Origin of the sequence: Psychroserpens luteus, from assembly GCF_015319355.1 — a bacterium.
GTDB lineage: Bacteria > Bacteroidota > Bacteroidia > Flavobacteriales > Flavobacteriaceae > Psychroserpens > Psychroserpens luteus.
The window spans coordinates 373,305-389,755 of record NZ_JADILU010000001.1 but is presented as its reverse complement, the minus strand read 5'-3'; the positions used below and the strand labels follow the sequence as shown (position 1 = coordinate 389,755).

Sequence of the window (16,451 nt, the reverse complement as noted above, 5' to 3'; positions counted from 1 at the left end):
TTAAAAAAGAGATTTTGGATAGAACCAAAATCTCTTTTTTTATATACTATACTTAAGAGATAATATTAAGTTACGTCCTGGTGCTGCAATACCAGATGAATAGGTTTGATAGCGTTGATCTGTAATATTCTCTAATGAAGCTGTTATTGTTAACGCTTTAGAATATTGATATCTCGTTCTTAAATTTAAAGTGTACCAAGATGGTGAGTAAGGATTTCCATCTGCATCTAATGCATATATATAATCTTTAACTTGCTCCGAAGGTGCTAATTTATTAAATGATAATTCGTTATTATACTCAGCAAAAGCATCTATTTGATATTTACCTTTTTTCCAAGTAAAATGTGTATTTCCAAAATTTGGAGCGATATGTCGCACTGGCACTTCGATGCCATTGTCTTCTTCTGTTCCTCCAATAATATTATATTGTGATGTCAATTTTAAGTTATCTGTAAAGTTCAATTGAATACCTGCTTCAAAACCATAGATCCAAGCTTTTGATGCATTTTGAATGGCTTGTATATTACTCAACTCACCATCGTACTCTATTTGAGATTCTCCGTTTAAAGTAAAGTCTTGTCTCACCAATGCATTATCTAAAAACGTGTAATAGGTTGCTAAATCTATAACAAAGACGTTATCAAAATTCAGTTTGAGACCTAGCTCTCCACCATAAGCATATTCGGGTTTTAAATCTGGATTTGGCACAACTACAGAGCCAGGTTCAGAATCAAAAACTTTACCTATATCATCTATATTTGGAGCTCTAAAAGCTGTTGATGCGTTTAATTTCCATTGTATCATGTCACTAGGCATCCAGCTAATTCCTGCAGTACCAGTCAATGCTCCAGCATCTAAGTGGGTAGAATCATAAGGTAGGTTTAGAAATTCATTGTTCTCAGTAAAATCTGCATTTGCAATGATGTGATTGTATCTCAATCCTGATTGGAAAACAAACTTAGCATTTGGCTTGTATTTAAAGCTGGCATAAGCTGCCATAGATTGCCAATTAGAACCGTTTGGATATCTTGAAACTGTTGGAGTACTCGTATTTGTATCTGTATTAAATTGTTCGCCTGTAGATTTAATCTTGTTGTACACATACTCTATTCCGTAAAATAAAGTACTCTTATCACTCAAATCTTTTTCTAAATCAACATTGAAAGAATATGCATCTACTGCTTCTTCTCTAATGCTTCTATCATTAGATTGAAAATCTCTATCAAATCTACCTTCTTGGAAGTTTTGATATGCTACTGTGGTTTGTAATTTATCATATAAGTTAGATTTACTACTTAGTTTCGTCATTTGAAAATTACCCATAAACCAACGTTGTGGTCCATAATCCCACTCTGCAGATCGCAAATTATCACCACGATATCTTATGAGCCTATCATATCTTGCATAACTTGATGTTGTAGTATAATAAAGTCCTAAATCAAAGCTTAAATCTTCTTTTGGCTCATACCTTACTTTTTGTAGTACATTGATTTGGTCGTAACCAGTTGGCGTTTGTATGCGAGGGTTTTCGTTTTGAACAACAATATCTTCTCCATTTATGGTTTCGACATATTCTGGTCTAAGATAATCATCAGGTCCATGCATTCCCATTCTAAGATCATCAAAATCTGTATAACTAACACTAGTTAAAAACGCCCATTTTTTTAAACCGAAGTTTAAATCTAAATGTCCTGTTTTTTCTTTATTAGCCGAAGCGTATCTAACTGCTGCATTAGCACTAAAAAACAATGAATCCTTATATGATAGTTGTGGTTTTTTGGTGTAAAAACTCATCACACCACCAATGGCATCACTACCATAGACTACAGATCCTGCTCCTAAAGTTATTTCTGTATTTTGAATTGTAAATGGATCAATGGAGATCACGTTTTGCAGGTTTCCGCCTCTAAATGTGGCGTTATTCATTCTAACACCATCAACTGTAATTAATAATCTATTTGTAGAAAAGCCTCTAATCATAGGGCTTCCACCTCCTAATTGACTTTTTTGAATATACACATTACCAGTACTTTCTAGAAGATCTGCACTAGTTTGAGGATTTTCAAACTCAATATCTTTCGCATTGATATTAACTATAGTTTGAGGAATATCTCTTTTACTTTGTTCAAATTTGGATGCAGAAATCACAATTTGATTTAAATCTTCAATTTTAGACACAAGATAAACTGTAAAATCAACACCCGATTTTGTGATTTTTAAGGCTCTTTTTTTATATAATAAACTTTGAAAAAAGATAGTCTCATTAGTATCAAAAAGCTCTAATGATGCCTTACCATCTAAATCTGTAATTGCTGATTTGTCTTTTTTTATATTGAAAATAGCTACACCAGAAACAGGCTCGTTTGACCCCTCTTCAAGAACTGTTACCGTTTGAGAATTGCTTATTAAGAATGAAAAAATAAGTAAAACTGAAAGTCTTAACTTCATAAATTTAATTAAATACTTGATTAAAAATTTTTAACGATTTTGGTTTTCTAAAACTGCCCAAATGTAATTCAAAATACAACAATAGCATTGTTAGAAATGACTGTCTTTGTTTTGAATTCAGCTTAATTGAATCTAAGGCATCAAAATTTGTGCCTAATAGCTGTTTTAGGACTGTTAAATTTTCGCCTGAAATACTATAAACATCTTTCTTCTTAGATTCAAAAAGTCCGTTATTTAAATTAAAATACATTTGGTTTGTATCTGTGACATCTGGATAAAACCCCAGATGCTTTGTTAGATTTAGAAGAAATAATAAATGAAAGTTTGAGAATTCATCTTTAGTATCTAACCACCTAAATGTTGTTTCTAAATAATGATATAATTGTTGATTTTCTTCCTCCTCTCTTAATACTGAAGCTAAAACTTCTGAAAGAAACATGACTATTGAACCTTTAAATAGATTCGTATGTAGTGAAGTAAAATTATAATCTAAGCGTACATCTTTAATAGATTGTAAAGATTGATTTTGTCTATAATTTTCCTCTATTTGAAGTTGAGATAATAACTGATAATAAGCTGCTTTAGAACTTCCTTTTTTACTACTCAAAACACCTCTAAGTAAATAACTAACCGCACCACGATGCAGCGTAAAACATTTTACGATAAGATCATTGTCTCTGTATTTAAGTTTAGAGAGCACAATAACTTTGGATTTGTTGAGCATATTAGAAATTGATTACCTGACAATCAATAATTTTAGAACTTTCGTTTCAAACGAATCTAAATCTGAGATGAGAAACAAATATACACCAGAAGCAACAACATTACCTCTTAAATTTTTACCATTCCAAATTCCTGTACCACCATCAATAGCAAAGTTATAATTTGAACTAGAAGATCTTTTATTAACTCCAGATTGAGCTTCGGCAACGAGATTACCACTAATGTCTGTGATTTTAACATTCACATTTTCGGTAAGACCAGATACTTTTACGCCATTATTAATATTGTTTAAATCATCAAAACCTAAAATATCATATTCTGGTCTTACTGGATTTGGATAAATGTACGCTTCTTCTAATGTTTCTTTAGGCTTAGTTCCGCCAGAAGAAAAAGACACCAAACCGCGATCTGTAGCGATAAAAACTTTACCTGACTGAGGATCAATAGAAATATCTGAGATGGTGTTAGATGGTAATGGCGAATTATCTGTAGTAAATTGATAAATGGTTTCTTGACCATCTGGTGAGAAATAAAATATTCCTGAATCTAACGTTCCTACCCATTTGTTATCTGATCCATCAACTTTAATATCTGTTATAAATTGATTTGCAAGTAACTCTGTAGGTATACCGTCTTCTAAAATTACTACTGTACTAACACTTGGGCTTGGATCATCAATAAAATTAGAAGTGTTATATAATACTCTTAAACCTTTAATAGTGCCAATCCATAGTTGGTTTCCACTATCTAATGCTATTGCTCTTGTTTGAGTAGATGGCATATTTCCTTCTTCGGAAGCTACATTAGCTATTTGTTGTGTTTCAGTGTTATATCCTATTACGCCATGATTGTATGAAGAAATCCATTTTACTCCACCATTACCAATTTCTATATCAACAAAACCTTCTTCATCATCTAACGCGTCTGGTATTAATTCTGAAAAACTATAGCCTTCCCACTGATTAGTAGATGGATCATAAGATTTTAAAGCACGATCAACTTTAGAAGATAGTGTCCACATTAATCCATTTCTATCAAATTTAGAAGCAGACTGACGAATACTAATAACATTGGGTGCTCCTGGGACAATTAAAGACTCTAAACCACTATTTTCTTGATTATAAAGTACTATGGCTTCATCATTGTTCATTTCTAAAATCCCGCGATGAAAAGAACTTATAAAGACTTGATCAGGATTAAATGGATTGATTGCTATATCGACCAAATTACTTGCGTTCAATAAACTATCATATGGTATATTATTCCATTCTTCATCTCTTAAAATACTTATTCCTCTAAACCTAATAGGTGCTGGATTAAACGACACTGTATAATCGCCATAAGTAACCCACAACTCTCCATCTCCAGCTTCAATTTTATAAGCTTTATTACTAGATGGTCCTTCTGGTAGTATTATTTCGTAAATATTAGGAGTATCTGGTAAAGTTTTTAAAACACCTGTAGAACTAGTTCCTATATAAATAGCATTGTTGGCTATTGTAGCAGATGAGAAATCTGTATCAAATTCTTCATTTGTAGAAGCGGTTTGAATTAAATTAAAACCTTCATCATAAACAAATACATCTTCCTTAAGAGTAACTATTAAATTAGAATTTACTGATTTGACATCTTTAGGTAATGTTGGATAAGTCAACAATGGTGTCAAATTATCATTTTCAATTTGATGTAAAACTTTATTAAGTTGAATTGTATAAAGATTGTCACCAACAGCTTGTATTGAAACATAGTTACCTATACTAATTGTAGTCCATTGCTGAAAATCAATCAGGTTATCATTATCTAAGTTTGCTTTTCTTAAACCACTATTTGACCCACAAGCTGCATATATAAAACCATTAAAAATTGTTGTTTGATTAATTGCTATTTGACTACCACCATCTCCTATAAAATAAGTGTCTCCAAATTGCAATTGGTTTAAATCATAAACTGAAATACCATAATCTGTAGAAATATATAATAGACCATCACTTTCATTAAAGTGATTTATTTTTTTCAATACTGGAGAAATACTTTCCTTTTCAAGGATATCTACGACAGATAAAATTTCAGTATCATTATCAAAAACTATTTCCATTAACCCTGTTTCATACCCTACTACTAATAAATCATAGTCTTCACTATATAAAATGGTAGTTATCGTTTCTCCGGAAAGTCCTTCTACAGTGGTAATCTTATTTATTTCGTTTGTTGAAACGTCATAACTAAAAATAGCATTTTCTGAAGCTGCAAAAATTTTATCATTTCCTTTAGTGACATCTTTAATTTCAAAATATGAGAAATAGCCTTCCCAAAGTGTAGAAAATTCTTGTGAAACCCCTTTAAAGGATATTAAAGCTAAAAGGATAAATACTATTCTTTTAAACATGTGAATGGATTTTTGTCAAATATATTTATATCTAACGACTTTTTAACTATTATCATATAGTCCTAGCAAATAAAAAAAGCTTTCAAATTGAATTGAAAGCTTTTTTATATAACCGTTAAAAATTTTTAGACTACACCTTGAGCGAGCATTGCATCTGCTATTTTAACAAAACCAGCAACATTAGCTCCTTTTACATAATCTACATATCCATCTGATCTCGTACCATATTCAACACAAGATGCATGAATATCATCCATTATTCTTTTGAGTTTTTCATCAACTTCTTCTCTTGTCCAACTTAATCTTAATGAGTTTTGACTCATTTCTAATCCAGACGTTGCAACACCTCCTGCGTTAGACGCTTTTCCTGGTGAAAACAACACTTTAGCACTTTGGAAAGCCTCTATAGCTTCTGGTGTAGTTGGCATATTAGCTCCTTCTGCAACAGCAATTACATTGTTATTGATTAATAGCTTTGCTTCATCACCATTCAATTCATTTTGAGTTGCACATGGTAATGCAATATCACAATTGACAGACCAAGGTCTTTCACCTTCAAAATATTCTACATCTTCAAATTTTTCTGCAACTTCTTTAATCCTTCCTCTTTTTACATTCTTAAGATTCATTATAAAGTCTAATTTTTCAGAATGAATTCCTCCTGGAACATAAATATATCCACCAGAATCAGACATTGTAACTACTTTTCCTCCTAAGTGAATTACTTTTTCACAAGCATATTGTGCAACGTTTCCTGACCCAGATATTACAACTGTTTTTCCTTTAAATGAATCTCCTTTAATAGCTAACATATTTTTAGCAAAATAGACACAACCATATCCAGTAGCTTCTGGTCTAATTAATGAACCTCCATAAGAGATGCCTTTACCAGTTAAAATACCCGTAAATTCATTTTGCAACCTTTTATATTGACCAAATAAATATCCAATCTCACGACCACCTACTCCAATATCTCCAGCTGGAACATCTGTATTAGCACCAATATGTCTGTATAATTCTGACATAAATGACTGACAAAAATGCATTACTTCATTATCACTTTTCCCTTTTGGATTAAAATCAGACCCTCCTTTTCCTCCACCCATTGGTAAAGTTGTTAATGAATTTTTGAACACTTGTTCAAACCCTAAAAATTTAAGAATACTTAAATTTACAGATGGATGAAAACGCAATCCTCCTTTATAAGGCCCAATTGCTGAGTTGAATTCAACTCTAAATCCTCTATTGACTTGGGTATTACCTTGATCGTCAATCCAAGGTACTCTAAATATTATTGTACGTTCTGGTTCAACCATTCTTTCTAAGAGCATCTTTCCTTGATATTTAGGATTGTCCTCAATAAAAGGAATAACTGTTTCAGCAACTTCGTGTACAGCTTGTAAAAATTCAGTTTCATGACTGTTTTTATCCTTTACAAGTTTTAAAAAAGCTTCAATTTTATCTTTCATCTATTAAAGTATTAATAATCAATGTTGATTTTTGTTGCACAAAGATACATTATCTTTAAAATGTTCATACATATTTTTTTATATTCTCAGTAAAAAGTTAATAGAATGTTAATTTAACAAACTACCTTTGTTCGGATAAATTTACATTTCATCTAATTATTTGGTAGTTAATCTACTTTTTATATATTTGTTAATGTATAAGTCCCTTAGTAATATAATACCTATGACGCTTAATTTTAAACAATTAACATTTATATTCGTTTTTATACTAGGTATAAACGAGTGTTATTCTCAACTTGGCTTTTCTCATGAAATTGGTATTATTACTGGTCCAGTTGCTTTTCAATCAGATTTTGGAGAGCGTAAAAATTTTGAAACCAACTCAGGAAATACTGGGATTGGAATAGGAATAGTTCATTATATCAACTTTGCGTATAGAGCAGATTGTAACTGTTATTCTACAGACACCTATTTTAATGATCACTTTAAAATACGAAATGAAATTTCTTGGAATAAAACTAAACTCAACCACTTTGGTGAATGGGTAGATGCATCTAGAACAAGTGACAATGCGGAACGTTTAAGAAGTCATTCTGGTGTAGCACAAAACTTAGATATAGGTACTCAACTAGAGTTTTTCCCTAAAAGTATTCGAGAATTTCAAGCTTTTGGTTATTCCTTTGCACCTTTTGTTAGTCTTGGTGTTCACTTTACTTCTTCTAATCCAAAAGTAGAAACAAATTATAATGGATCAACCAATATCAATGATTCTAATAATTTTTTTCAACCATGGGTTAATGCTGCAAACCCTAATGTAAATGACGATCCTTTTTTATTTAATGGAAATCAAACATCTTTTTCTGTAGTTGGAAGTGTTGGTACACGATACAAATTAACTGTACTTTCAGATTTAATGATAGATTTGAGATGGCAGTATTTTTTCAACGATAAAATTGATGGTTTAGATCACAACTTATCATCTAATAAAGCTAATGACTGGCTAGTTTGGTTAAACTTTGGATACATCTATTACTTAGATTAATAATAACTTCAAATAAAAAAAGACCAAACTCACGTTTGGTCTTTTTTTATTTGAAATTCTAACTAATTATCCAATTGCTTGTTTCAAATCAGCAATTAAATCTACTCCATCTTCAATACCAACACTTAATCTAATTAAAGAATCTACAACACCCGTTTTCTCTCTTTCTTCTTTAGGAATACTTGCATGTGTCATACTCGCTGGATGACCAGCTAAAGACTCAACACCTCCTAAAGATTCTGCAAGCGTAAAAACCTTAAGATTTTCAACTATTTTAATAGATTGTTGGTAATTATTTCCTTTAGTAGTAAATGATACCATACCTCCAAAATCACTCATTTGCTCTTTAGCAATGTCATGATTAGGATGGCTTTCAAATCCTGGCCAATACACATTTTCAATTTTTGGATGACTTGCTAAATACTCTGCAACTGCTCTTCCATTTTCACAATGACGTTGCATTCTAACATGTAAAGTTTTAATACCTCTTAATGCTAAAAAACTATCCTGAGGACCACAAACTGCTCCACTTGCGTTTTGGATAAAATACAAACGATCTGCCAAATCTTTATCCTTAACAATCAAAGCTCCCATAACCAAATCACTATGACCACCTAAATATTTTGTTGCAGAGTGCATTACGATATCTGCACCCAACTCTAATGGTCGTTGAAGATATGGAGTTGCAAAAGTATTATCTACAGCTAGCAAAACATTATGTCTTTTTGCTATTGTTGCTGTGGTTTTAATATCAATAATATTCATCATTGGGTTCGTTGGTGTTTCTACCCAAATCAACTTTGTATTGTCTGTTATATAGTTTTCAATATTAGAAGCATTTCCCATGCCAATGAAATTAAACTTGATACCAAATTTTTTAAAAATACTGGTAAACAAACGATACGTCCCTCCATATAAATCATTTGTTGAAATCACCTCATCACCTGGTTCAAGCAATTTTATAACTGCATCAATAGCAGCTAACCCAGAACCAAAAGCTAATCCGAATTCACCATTCTCTATACTTGCAAATGAATTTTCTAAAGCGGTTCTCGTTGGATTTGCACTTCTAGAATATTCATAACCTTTGTGACCTCCTGGTGTTGTTTGTGCATAGGTTGATGTTTGATAAATTGGAGGCATTACACTGCCATAAGCAGGATCAGGTTGTTGACCACCATGTATTGTCTTTGTGTTAAATTTCATATACCATTTCTGTTTTTATCTGAAACGAACTTGTGATAAACCAAATTTAATCATTTCAAAATATTGAAGTAAACAACAAATTAAAGTTTTAATTCGTTGTATTCAAATCTATACAATACCTTTATCTAATGTTTAACAAAATCTTTTAAATTTTGAAAAAAACCAGCCTCATAATACTTGTTTTCATACTTTCAATTTCTTGCGATAAAGAAGTTAAAGTTGATTTTTCCGAAGAAATAATTGAAACTTCTGAAGGTGCAGAAATAGCTCTAAACTTCCCTAAAGCTGAAGGCACAAAGGAAGTCACGAATCGTATCAATCAAACTCTTGAGAACTATATTATCAAACAAATCAACGTGTCTGAGAATGATGATACAGATGGAAATATACATGATGCGATTGCAAAATTTAATAATGAATACATCAGCTTTAAAAATGATTTTCCAGATTCTGCACAGCAATGGGAAGTTCTAATTGATGGAGAAGTCACCTATCGTTCTCCAGAAATTATCAGCATTGCCATAACAACATATTTGGATACTGGTGGAGCTCATGGAAATACCAATGTTAGGTTTTTCAATTTTAATCCACAAACTGGTAAACAGTATAATAAAAAAGAGCTTATTAGCAATGCGCAAGGACTTTCCGAAGTCATCAAAGAGAAACTTGCAACCGAAATTAAAGAGGAAACAAGTGAGATTATTATGGAGGATGTGTTCTTCGGAAAAGAGTTCCAACTTCCAGAAACCTTAGGCTATAGCGATGAAGGTCTTATCGTTTTATACAATCCTTATGAAGTTGCATCATATTCTCAAGGCATTGTAGAGTTTACTATTCCTTTTGGAGATGTTAGCGAATTTTTAATTATGAATTAGTCTGCTTCTTTTGTCAATCTTTTAATAACTGGCTCTACAGTTAAACCTTGACCAATTATTGAAAATACGACGATGATATAGGTAATCACTAAAAATAATTCTCTGTGCATATCTTGTGTTAAACTCAGCGCCAATGCAATAGAAATACCACCTCTTAACCCTCCCCAAGTCATAATTAAATTGGTGTTTTTAACAAACTGTAACTTTTTATCAAAGAATTTTATAGGCAACCATAATGAAAGATATCTACTTAACAATACCAACGGAATTGAAATAACACCTGCTATAATATAAGTCGTCTGAAAACTCAATACAAGCATTTCCATACCTATCATTACAAAAAGAACTGTGTTTAGTAAAACATCAATAAGTTCCCAAAATTTATCTACATACACCTCAGTAAGATCTGACATGGAATTTTTTCTAACGGTATCATTTCCAACAATTAATCCTGCAGTCACCATTGCTAATGGTGCAGATAAATGCCATTGATGTGCCAATAAACTTCCGCCCATTACTGTAGCAATTGTGATGATAACCTCAACCTCATAATCATCAATTGATTTTAATAATTTATAGGTGATATAACCTAAAACGAGACCAAGTGCAATACCTCCCAATACTTCTTGACCAAACAATTTTCCTATTTCATTAATATCAATTGCTGCATCAGGTTTCGCTGCGATTGCAAATATGGTCAAGAACACAACAACACCAACACCATCATTAAATAATGATTCTCCAACAATTTTGGTTTCTAGTTTTTTAGGAGCTCCGGCTTTTTTCAAAATTCCCAAAACTGCTATGGGATCTGTTGGAGAAATTAAGGCTCCAAATAATAAACAATATATAAAAGCAACATCTAAACCTAGTATTTGCAATAGATAGAAGGTTAAAATTCCCACTAAAAAAGTGGAGACTAATACACCTAAAGTCGCAAAAACCAATACAGGCCATCGTTGAATTTTAAGCTGATTAAAATTGGTATGTAACGCACCTGCAAAAAGCAGAAAACTTAACATGATATCTAGTAATACCGTTTTAAAATCAATTTGAGAAATAAGTGCTTTTTCTCTCAACAACAACGTGTCATCAAATTGACCAATAGCGACTATTATGATAGTAAACACTATAGTAATAAGCATTAAACCTATGGTAATTGGCAGTTTTAAAAACCTCACATTGATATAACCAAAAAGTGCAGACAGTACAATTAAAACTGATGCAATAGCATAATAATCCATAGGAGTTCAAATTTTGGATAAAAGTAACTATTTTTCTTCTGAAATCCGTTTACTTTGCATTAAGCAAACCAAGATATTATCTTATAAATTGTAAAATAGGCAATGAAAAAAATATACTTTTTAAAAACATGTAGTACTTGTATAAGAATTATAAAATCATTGGATTTGCCAAATGATGTCATATTTCAAGATATAAAAACTGAAGAAATAACGGTTAAGCAACTAGAAGAACTCGCTGAAATGGCAGGCAGTTACGAAGCATTATTTAGTAAAAGAGCAAAACTTTACAAAGAGATGGGTCTCAAAGACCAAAACCTCACTGAAGATGATTTTAAAAACTACATATTAGAGCATTACACCTTTTTAAGTCGACCTGTTATTATTTATAATGATAAAATATTCGTTGGAAATAGTGCAAAAACAGTAGAAGCAGCTAAAGCTTTTATCCATAAAAATGAATAGTCGCCTGTTTGCATTAATTGCATTAATTATTGTGCAATTATTATATGGTCTAAATTATACATTTGCCAAAAATGTTATGAATGAAAATTTCATAAAACCCTTTGGCTTTGTGCTTCTTAGAGTTATTGGAGCAACTATTTTATTTTGGTTAATGGGATTTTTCTTTAAAAGTGAAAAAATAGACCGAAAAGACTACATTACTATCTTTTTTGCTGCTGTTTTTGGTGTTGGAATTAATATGCTCTTTTTTTTAAAAGGCTTAGAATATACATCTCCTATTCATGCATCTGTAATTATGACGATTACTCCAATAATTATCATGGTATTGTCTATTTTCTTTTTAAACGAAAAACTTACTAAACTAAAAATAGGAGGTATTCTTTTAGCATTTTGTGGAGGTCTTTTATTAACTGCTTTAGGCAAGTCTGATCGCGTAGGAGACAATGTAGCACTTGGTAATCTATTTATATTTATCAATGCGATATCTTACAGTATCTATGTGATAATAATTAAAAGGTTAACCGCTAAATATCATCCATTTACATTTATTAAATGGCTCTTTTTATTCGGGTTAATTTTATTACTACCTTTTGGATATACCGAGACTACAGAAATTGAATGGAGTAGCTTTTCACCATACATTTGGTTTTCGGTATTGTTTGTAGTTATTGGAGCTACGTTTGGTACTTATTTTTTAAATCCTCTAGCCTTAAAATCCCTTAAAGCGTCCACAGTAGGTGTGTTTATTTACCTACAGCCTGTTATTGCTGGACTTTTTGCAATTATCATGGGAGTAGACCATATAGATTCCATAAAAATCATGGCAATGTGTTTGATTTTTTCTGGTGTGTATTTGGTGACCAAAAAGCCTAAAGCTTCAACTTAGGCTAAATCCTGAGGTTTTTTACCAGATTGACGTGTGTCTTCCTTTGTTAATGTTTTAAAATTTGATGACTTCGGAAATTTCTCCACTAGATCTTTTAGATTCCCAGGAAGAACTGTCAAACTTCGCGTTTTTAGATTGATCCAAGCACCAAGAATATCGCAAGTCGCGACATGCTTTCCTTTTTCATTGTAAAAATTGTGTTCAAATTTGAAGAACATTCCGTCATCACTTAATCCTGAAACTGTAAGTGTAACTGTTAAGGTTTGACCTAAAAAAGATTCTTTGAAATAATGAATATGCTCAGAAAACACTACAGGACCAATCCCATATTCTATAAGTTTTTTCATAGAAAACCCATGCTCATTCAAAAACCCTACTCGCGTATGGCTCATAAAATTTATATAAGCAGAATTAGCCAAATGGCTATTTGCATCAATATCACTCCATCTAATTTCAAAATCTTTTTTGTACATATTTTAATATTTAAGAGTGCAAAGTTATCGTTTTTTATAAACCATAACGAACCGCTTTATAACTTTATGATTTTCCTTACCTTTGCTCAACTTTTAAAATGCGTTCATGATACAATCAATGACAGGATATGGAAAGTCTGTAATACAGCTTCCTACTAAAAAAATCTCTATAGAAATTAAATCTCTAAATAGTAAAAATTTAGACCTCAATACACGAATGCCTTCAATGTATCGTGAAAAAGAATTAGGAATTAGAAAGCTAATCGCTTCTAAATTGGTAAGAGGTAAAGTCGATTTCTCGCTTTATATGGAGATTACTGGAGAAGAAACCTCAACACAAATCAATAAAACTGTTGTTAAACAATACATCAAACAATTAAAAGAAGTAGTTGATGGTAACGATACCGAAATGCTCAAAATGGCAATTCGCATGCCAGACGCATTAACTACAGAGCGTGATGAAATTGACGAAAATGAATGGAGCGAAATCGCAACTGTGATTGATAGTAGTCTAGAAAAAATCCAACAATATAGATTAGACGAAGGCGAAATGCTAGAGGCCGACTTTATTGGTCGTGTGCAAAGTATTTCTAATCTTTTGGATGACGTTATTGCTATGGATCCAGATCGTATAGAAGGTGTACGTGAACGATTAACTAAAGGTATTGCTGACATAAAAGAAAAAGTTGATGAGAACCGTTTTGAACAGGAACTCGTTTACTACATAGAAAAATTTGATATCACTGAAGAAAAAGTGCGATTAAAAAATCATTTAGAATATTTTCAGAAAGCTTTAAAATCTGAGGATTCTAATGGTAAAAAACTAGGTTTTATCTCTCAAGAAATGGGACGAGAAATCAATACAATTGGTTCAAAATCAAATCACGCACCAATGCAAAAGTTAGTTGTACAAATGAAAGATGAATTAGAGAAAATTAAGGAACAGTTATTGAACGTACTGTAATTTTAAAATCTATTAAAGCAAATTAAGTGTCAGAAATAAAAAATAAAAACAGAGGTAAATTAATTGTGTTTTCAGCACCTTCAGGATCTGGAAAGACAACCATCGTAAGACATTTACTAAAACAAAAGGAACTTAATTTAGAGTTTTCAATTTCAGCAACATCGAGAGAAAAACGGGGAAATGAAATCCACGGAAAAGATTATTACTTTCTAGATCCTAAAGATTTTAAAAACCGAATTAAAAACGATGAGTTTTTAGAATGGGAAGAAGTATATCGTGATAATTTCTACGGAACTTTAAAAACAGAAATTGAACGCATTTGGGGAAAAGGAAAAAATGTGATTTTTGATATTGATGTTTCTGGAGGCTTGCGTATAAAAAAGAAATTCCCAGAAGAAACAATAGCTATTTTTGTCAAACCACCAGATCTCAACGAACTTGTTATAAGACTCAAAGAACGTGGTGAAGAAAGTGTAGATAAAATTAATATGCGTGTTGCAAAAGCACCTGCTGAGCTAGCAACAGCTCCTCTATTTGATAAAATTGTATTAAACAAAGATTTAGACACAGCTCTAGAAGATGCTTACAACTTAGTTTCTAATTTTATTGAAGAATAAATTATGAAGATTGGCTTGTATTTTGGAACTTTTAACCCAATTCATGTTGGACATTTAACGATTGCAAATCATCTTGCAGAATATAGTGATTTGGATAAAATTTGGTTTGTTGTCACACCTCACAGTCCGTTTAAAAAGAAAAGTTCATTATTGGATAATCGTCAGCGTTTTGAAATGGTCTATCGCGCAACCGAAGACTATGAAAAACTAGAACCTAGCGATATTGAGTTTGATTTACCTCAACCAAATTACACTATAAATACGTTAACTTATCTTCAAGAAAAATATCTTCAACATGAATTCTCATTAATTATGGGAGAGGATAATTTAAAAAGCTTTCACAAGTGGAAAAATTATGAACTCATTTTAGAAAATCATGATATTTATGTCTATCCTAGAATTTCCGAAGGAAAAGCAGAAACACAATTTGACAACCATCATAAGATTCATAAAGTGAATGCTCCTATTATGGAATTATCATCAACATTTATTCGTAAATCAATTAAAGATGGTAAGAATGTGAGACCAATGTTACCAGAACATGTTTGGGAATATTTAGATGAAATGAATTTTTATAGATAGTGTACAATAATTTTCGTTTTTAAACGTTAGCAATGCTAAGTGAATAAAACTGTAAACTATTCGTTAAAATTGTTTCATTCATTAAAAAAAACCTTTACTTTTATTATCTAATTTTTTAATCATAAATGAGTACAACACTTATCATAGGAATTACCCTAATTTCCCTCTTATTATATAAGGTGTTTGAATGCGTTAAGCGCAATAAACTCAATAAATTAGATAAAATTAAGTTTGCTATTTCTTCTTTATTAATCACATCTTATATAGCGACTGGTTATTTTTTAAATTATCCTGATTCTCTATATTGGTTTATATTTTTAGCTGTGATTATTCTATCATTTAGTTTATCATCAAAACTTGTTAGAGAAGAATTTAAACGCTATTTAGCATTAAACAATAAGGAAAAATGTATTAATATATTATACTACTCTCTTATATTAATTAGTATCTCAATCATTTTTTAAAAATGATAAAAGGCATCTTCTAAATGCTCTAAATTCATTCCCTTTTTATTTAAAACAATTGCGATAATATCAAAACGCACTTCAACATCCATTTCATTGTCGTTTACAAAGTAATCTACTGCTTTGATAATACGTTGCATTTGTTTAGGTTTCAAGAATTGTTGAGGATCACCAAAATCTGCACTAGTTCTAGTTTTCACTTCAACGATTGCTAAGACATTTTCTTTCTTAGCAATAATATCAACTTCTGCTTTTTGATAAGTGTAGTTTCTTACTATAATCTCATATCCATTTTTAAGCAAGAAGTCTGTAGCTAATTCTTCTCCTTTTTTTCCTAGTTCATTGTGGTTTGCCAAAATTAAGTTTTCAGTTTTTAGTCCTCAGTTGTTAGTCGTAACGATTACGAACCTTTATAAAAGACAAATTATTATGAAATATAATTGTTATCAATATAAGCAATTGACTGCTCTTTCGTTAAAGTAGCTAACTTTTTAAAAAATCATATCTTTTAAAACCACAAGAAACATTAGGTAGAGATGTTTTTATAATGCTAAAAACTGGTAAACAATAAAGACGGTTTAAGGAATTTCTTATTCATAAAAAAAAAGAG

The 16,451-nt window shown here is 31.2% G+C and carries 15 protein-coding genes; 7 read left to right on the top strand and 8 right to left on the bottom strand.

Translation table 11 applies throughout. The features are described 5' to 3' along the window. Nucleotides 1–39 precede the first annotated feature (39 nt). The 4 genes from IM744_RS01750 to gdhA form a co-directional block, all read right to left on the bottom strand. Nucleotides 40–2,448: a TonB-dependent receptor gene (locus tag IM744_RS01750; protein ID WP_194506358.1), complete on the bottom strand. Its 2,409-nt coding sequence runs from the start codon at nucleotides 2,446–2,448 to the stop codon at nucleotides 40–42. Nucleotides 2,449–2,452: 4 nt separating this feature from the next. Continuing rightward, a complete protein-coding gene (gene recO, locus IM744_RS01745) occupies nucleotides 2,453–3,172 on the bottom strand; it encodes a DNA repair protein RecO (protein WP_194506357.1) in 720 nt (239 codons plus the stop codon). Nucleotides 3,173–3,184: 12 nt separating this feature from the next. Further along, nucleotides 3,185–5,557, bottom strand: coding sequence for a type IX secretion system anionic LPS delivery protein PorZ (gene porZ, locus IM744_RS01740; RefSeq protein ID WP_194506356.1), 2,373 nt, complete (start codon nucleotides 5,555–5,557; stop codon nucleotides 3,185–3,187). Between the two features lie 125 nt (nucleotides 5,558–5,682). Further along, entirely contained in the window at nucleotides 5,683–7,026 is a 1,344-nt protein-coding gene (gene gdhA, locus IM744_RS01735; protein WP_194506355.1) for an NADP-specific glutamate dehydrogenase, read from the bottom strand. Between the two features lie 223 nt (nucleotides 7,027–7,249). On the opposite strand from gdhA, the gene IM744_RS01730 reads away from it, so the two are divergent. Next, a complete protein-coding gene (locus tag IM744_RS01730) occupies nucleotides 7,250–8,068 on the top strand; it encodes a THC0290_0291 family protein (protein WP_194506354.1) in 819 nt (272 codons plus the stop codon). A gap of 66 nt (nucleotides 8,069–8,134) precedes the next feature. Here the strand turns inward: IM744_RS01730 and IM744_RS01725 are convergent, their stop codons facing one another. Continuing rightward, nucleotides 8,135–9,274, bottom strand: a complete 1,140-nt coding sequence (locus IM744_RS01725; protein ID WP_194506353.1) for a cystathionine gamma-synthase — start codon at nucleotides 9,272–9,274, stop codon at nucleotides 8,135–8,137. Nucleotides 9,275–9,426: 152 nt separating this feature from the next. Here IM744_RS01725 and IM744_RS01720 point away from each other — a divergent pair, with 152 nt between their 5' ends. Continuing rightward, entirely contained in the window at nucleotides 9,427–10,149 is a 723-nt protein-coding gene (locus IM744_RS01720) for a DUF3298 and DUF4163 domain-containing protein (RefSeq protein ID WP_194506352.1), read from the top strand. On the opposite strand, the gene IM744_RS01715 is transcribed toward IM744_RS01720, so the two are convergent. Further along, nucleotides 10,146–11,393, bottom strand: coding sequence for a cation:proton antiporter (locus IM744_RS01715; protein ID WP_194506351.1), 1,248 nt, complete (start codon nucleotides 11,391–11,393; stop codon nucleotides 10,146–10,148). The genes IM744_RS01720 and IM744_RS01715 overlap by 4 nt on opposite strands. Nucleotides 11,394–11,495: 102 nt before the next feature. Between IM744_RS01715 and IM744_RS01710 the strand changes: the two genes are divergently transcribed. After that, on the top strand, nucleotides 11,496–11,855 hold the full coding sequence (locus tag IM744_RS01710; RefSeq protein WP_194506350.1) for an arsenate reductase family protein: 360 nt from the start codon (nucleotides 11,496–11,498) through the stop codon (nucleotides 11,853–11,855). Next, a complete protein-coding gene (locus tag IM744_RS01705; protein WP_194506349.1) occupies nucleotides 11,848–12,741 on the top strand; it encodes a DMT family transporter in 894 nt (297 codons plus the stop codon). Before IM744_RS01710 ends, IM744_RS01705 begins: the two co-directional genes overlap by 8 nt. On the opposite strand, the gene IM744_RS01700 is transcribed toward IM744_RS01705, so the two are convergent. Next, nucleotides 12,738–13,214, bottom strand: a complete 477-nt coding sequence (locus IM744_RS01700) for an acyl-CoA thioesterase (RefSeq protein ID WP_194506348.1) — start codon at nucleotides 13,212–13,214, stop codon at nucleotides 12,738–12,740. The two genes, IM744_RS01705 and IM744_RS01700, sit on opposite strands and share 4 nt — an antisense overlap. Nucleotides 13,215–13,320: 106 nt before the next feature. Here IM744_RS01700 and IM744_RS01695 point away from each other — a divergent pair, with 106 nt between their 5' ends. The 3 genes from IM744_RS01695 to nadD are packed head-to-tail and all read left to right on the top strand — an operon-like array spanning nucleotide 13,321 to nucleotide 15,377. After that, the gene (locus IM744_RS01695; RefSeq protein ID WP_194506347.1) at nucleotides 13,321–14,178 is read left to right on the top strand and encodes a YicC/YloC family endoribonuclease; all 858 of its coding nucleotides are present in this window, start codon (nucleotides 13,321–13,323) and stop codon (nucleotides 14,176–14,178) included. Between the two features lie 26 nt (nucleotides 14,179–14,204). Then, entirely contained in the window at nucleotides 14,205–14,795 is a 591-nt protein-coding gene (gmk, locus tag IM744_RS01690) for a guanylate kinase (RefSeq protein ID WP_194506346.1), read from the top strand. 3 nt (nucleotides 14,796–14,798) lie between these two features. After that, the gene (gene nadD, locus IM744_RS01685; protein ID WP_194506345.1) at nucleotides 14,799–15,377 is read left to right on the top strand and encodes a nicotinate (nicotinamide) nucleotide adenylyltransferase; all 579 of its coding nucleotides are present in this window, start codon (nucleotides 14,799–14,801) and stop codon (nucleotides 15,375–15,377) included. A gap of 460 nt (nucleotides 15,378–15,837) precedes the next feature. On the opposite strand, the gene IM744_RS01680 is transcribed toward nadD, so the two are convergent. Next, complete coding sequence (locus tag IM744_RS01680) at nucleotides 15,838–16,197, bottom strand: YraN family protein (protein WP_194506344.1); 360 nt, start codon at nucleotides 16,195–16,197, stop codon at nucleotides 15,838–15,840. Between the last annotated feature and the right edge of the window lie 254 nt (nucleotides 16,198–16,451).

Coding starts and splice junctions, on each gene's coding strand:
- IM744_RS01750 (WP_194506358.1), bottom strand. CDS start 2,448: ATGAAGTTAAGACTTTCAGTTTTACTTATTTTTTCATTCTTAATAAGC.
- recO (WP_194506357.1), bottom strand. CDS start 3,172: ATGCTCAACAAATCCAAAGTTATTGTGCTCTCTAAACTTAAATACAGA.
- porZ (WP_194506356.1), bottom strand. CDS start 5,557: ATGTTTAAAAGAATAGTATTTATCCTTTTAGCTTTAATATCCTTTAAA.
- gdhA (WP_194506355.1), bottom strand. CDS start 7,026: ATGAAAGATAAAATTGAAGCTTTTTTAAAACTTGTAAAGGATAAAAAC.
- IM744_RS01730 (WP_194506354.1), top strand. CDS start 7,250: ATGACGCTTAATTTTAAACAATTAACATTTATATTCGTTTTTATACTA.
- IM744_RS01725 (WP_194506353.1), bottom strand. CDS start 9,274: ATGAAATTTAACACAAAGACAATACATGGTGGTCAACAACCTGATCCT.
- IM744_RS01715 (WP_194506351.1), bottom strand. CDS start 11,393: ATGGATTATTATGCTATTGCATCAGTTTTAATTGTACTGTCTGCACTT.
- IM744_RS01710 (WP_194506350.1), top strand. CDS start 11,496: ATGAAAAAAATATACTTTTTAAAAACATGTAGTACTTGTATAAGAATT.
- IM744_RS01705 (WP_194506349.1), top strand. CDS start 11,848: ATGAATAGTCGCCTGTTTGCATTAATTGCATTAATTATTGTGCAATTA.
- IM744_RS01700 (WP_194506348.1), bottom strand. CDS start 13,214: ATGTACAAAAAAGATTTTGAAATTAGATGGAGTGATATTGATGCAAAT.
- IM744_RS01695 (WP_194506347.1), top strand. CDS start 13,321: ATGATACAATCAATGACAGGATATGGAAAGTCTGTAATACAGCTTCCT.
- nadD (WP_194506345.1), top strand. CDS start 14,799: ATGAAGATTGGCTTGTATTTTGGAACTTTTAACCCAATTCATGTTGGA.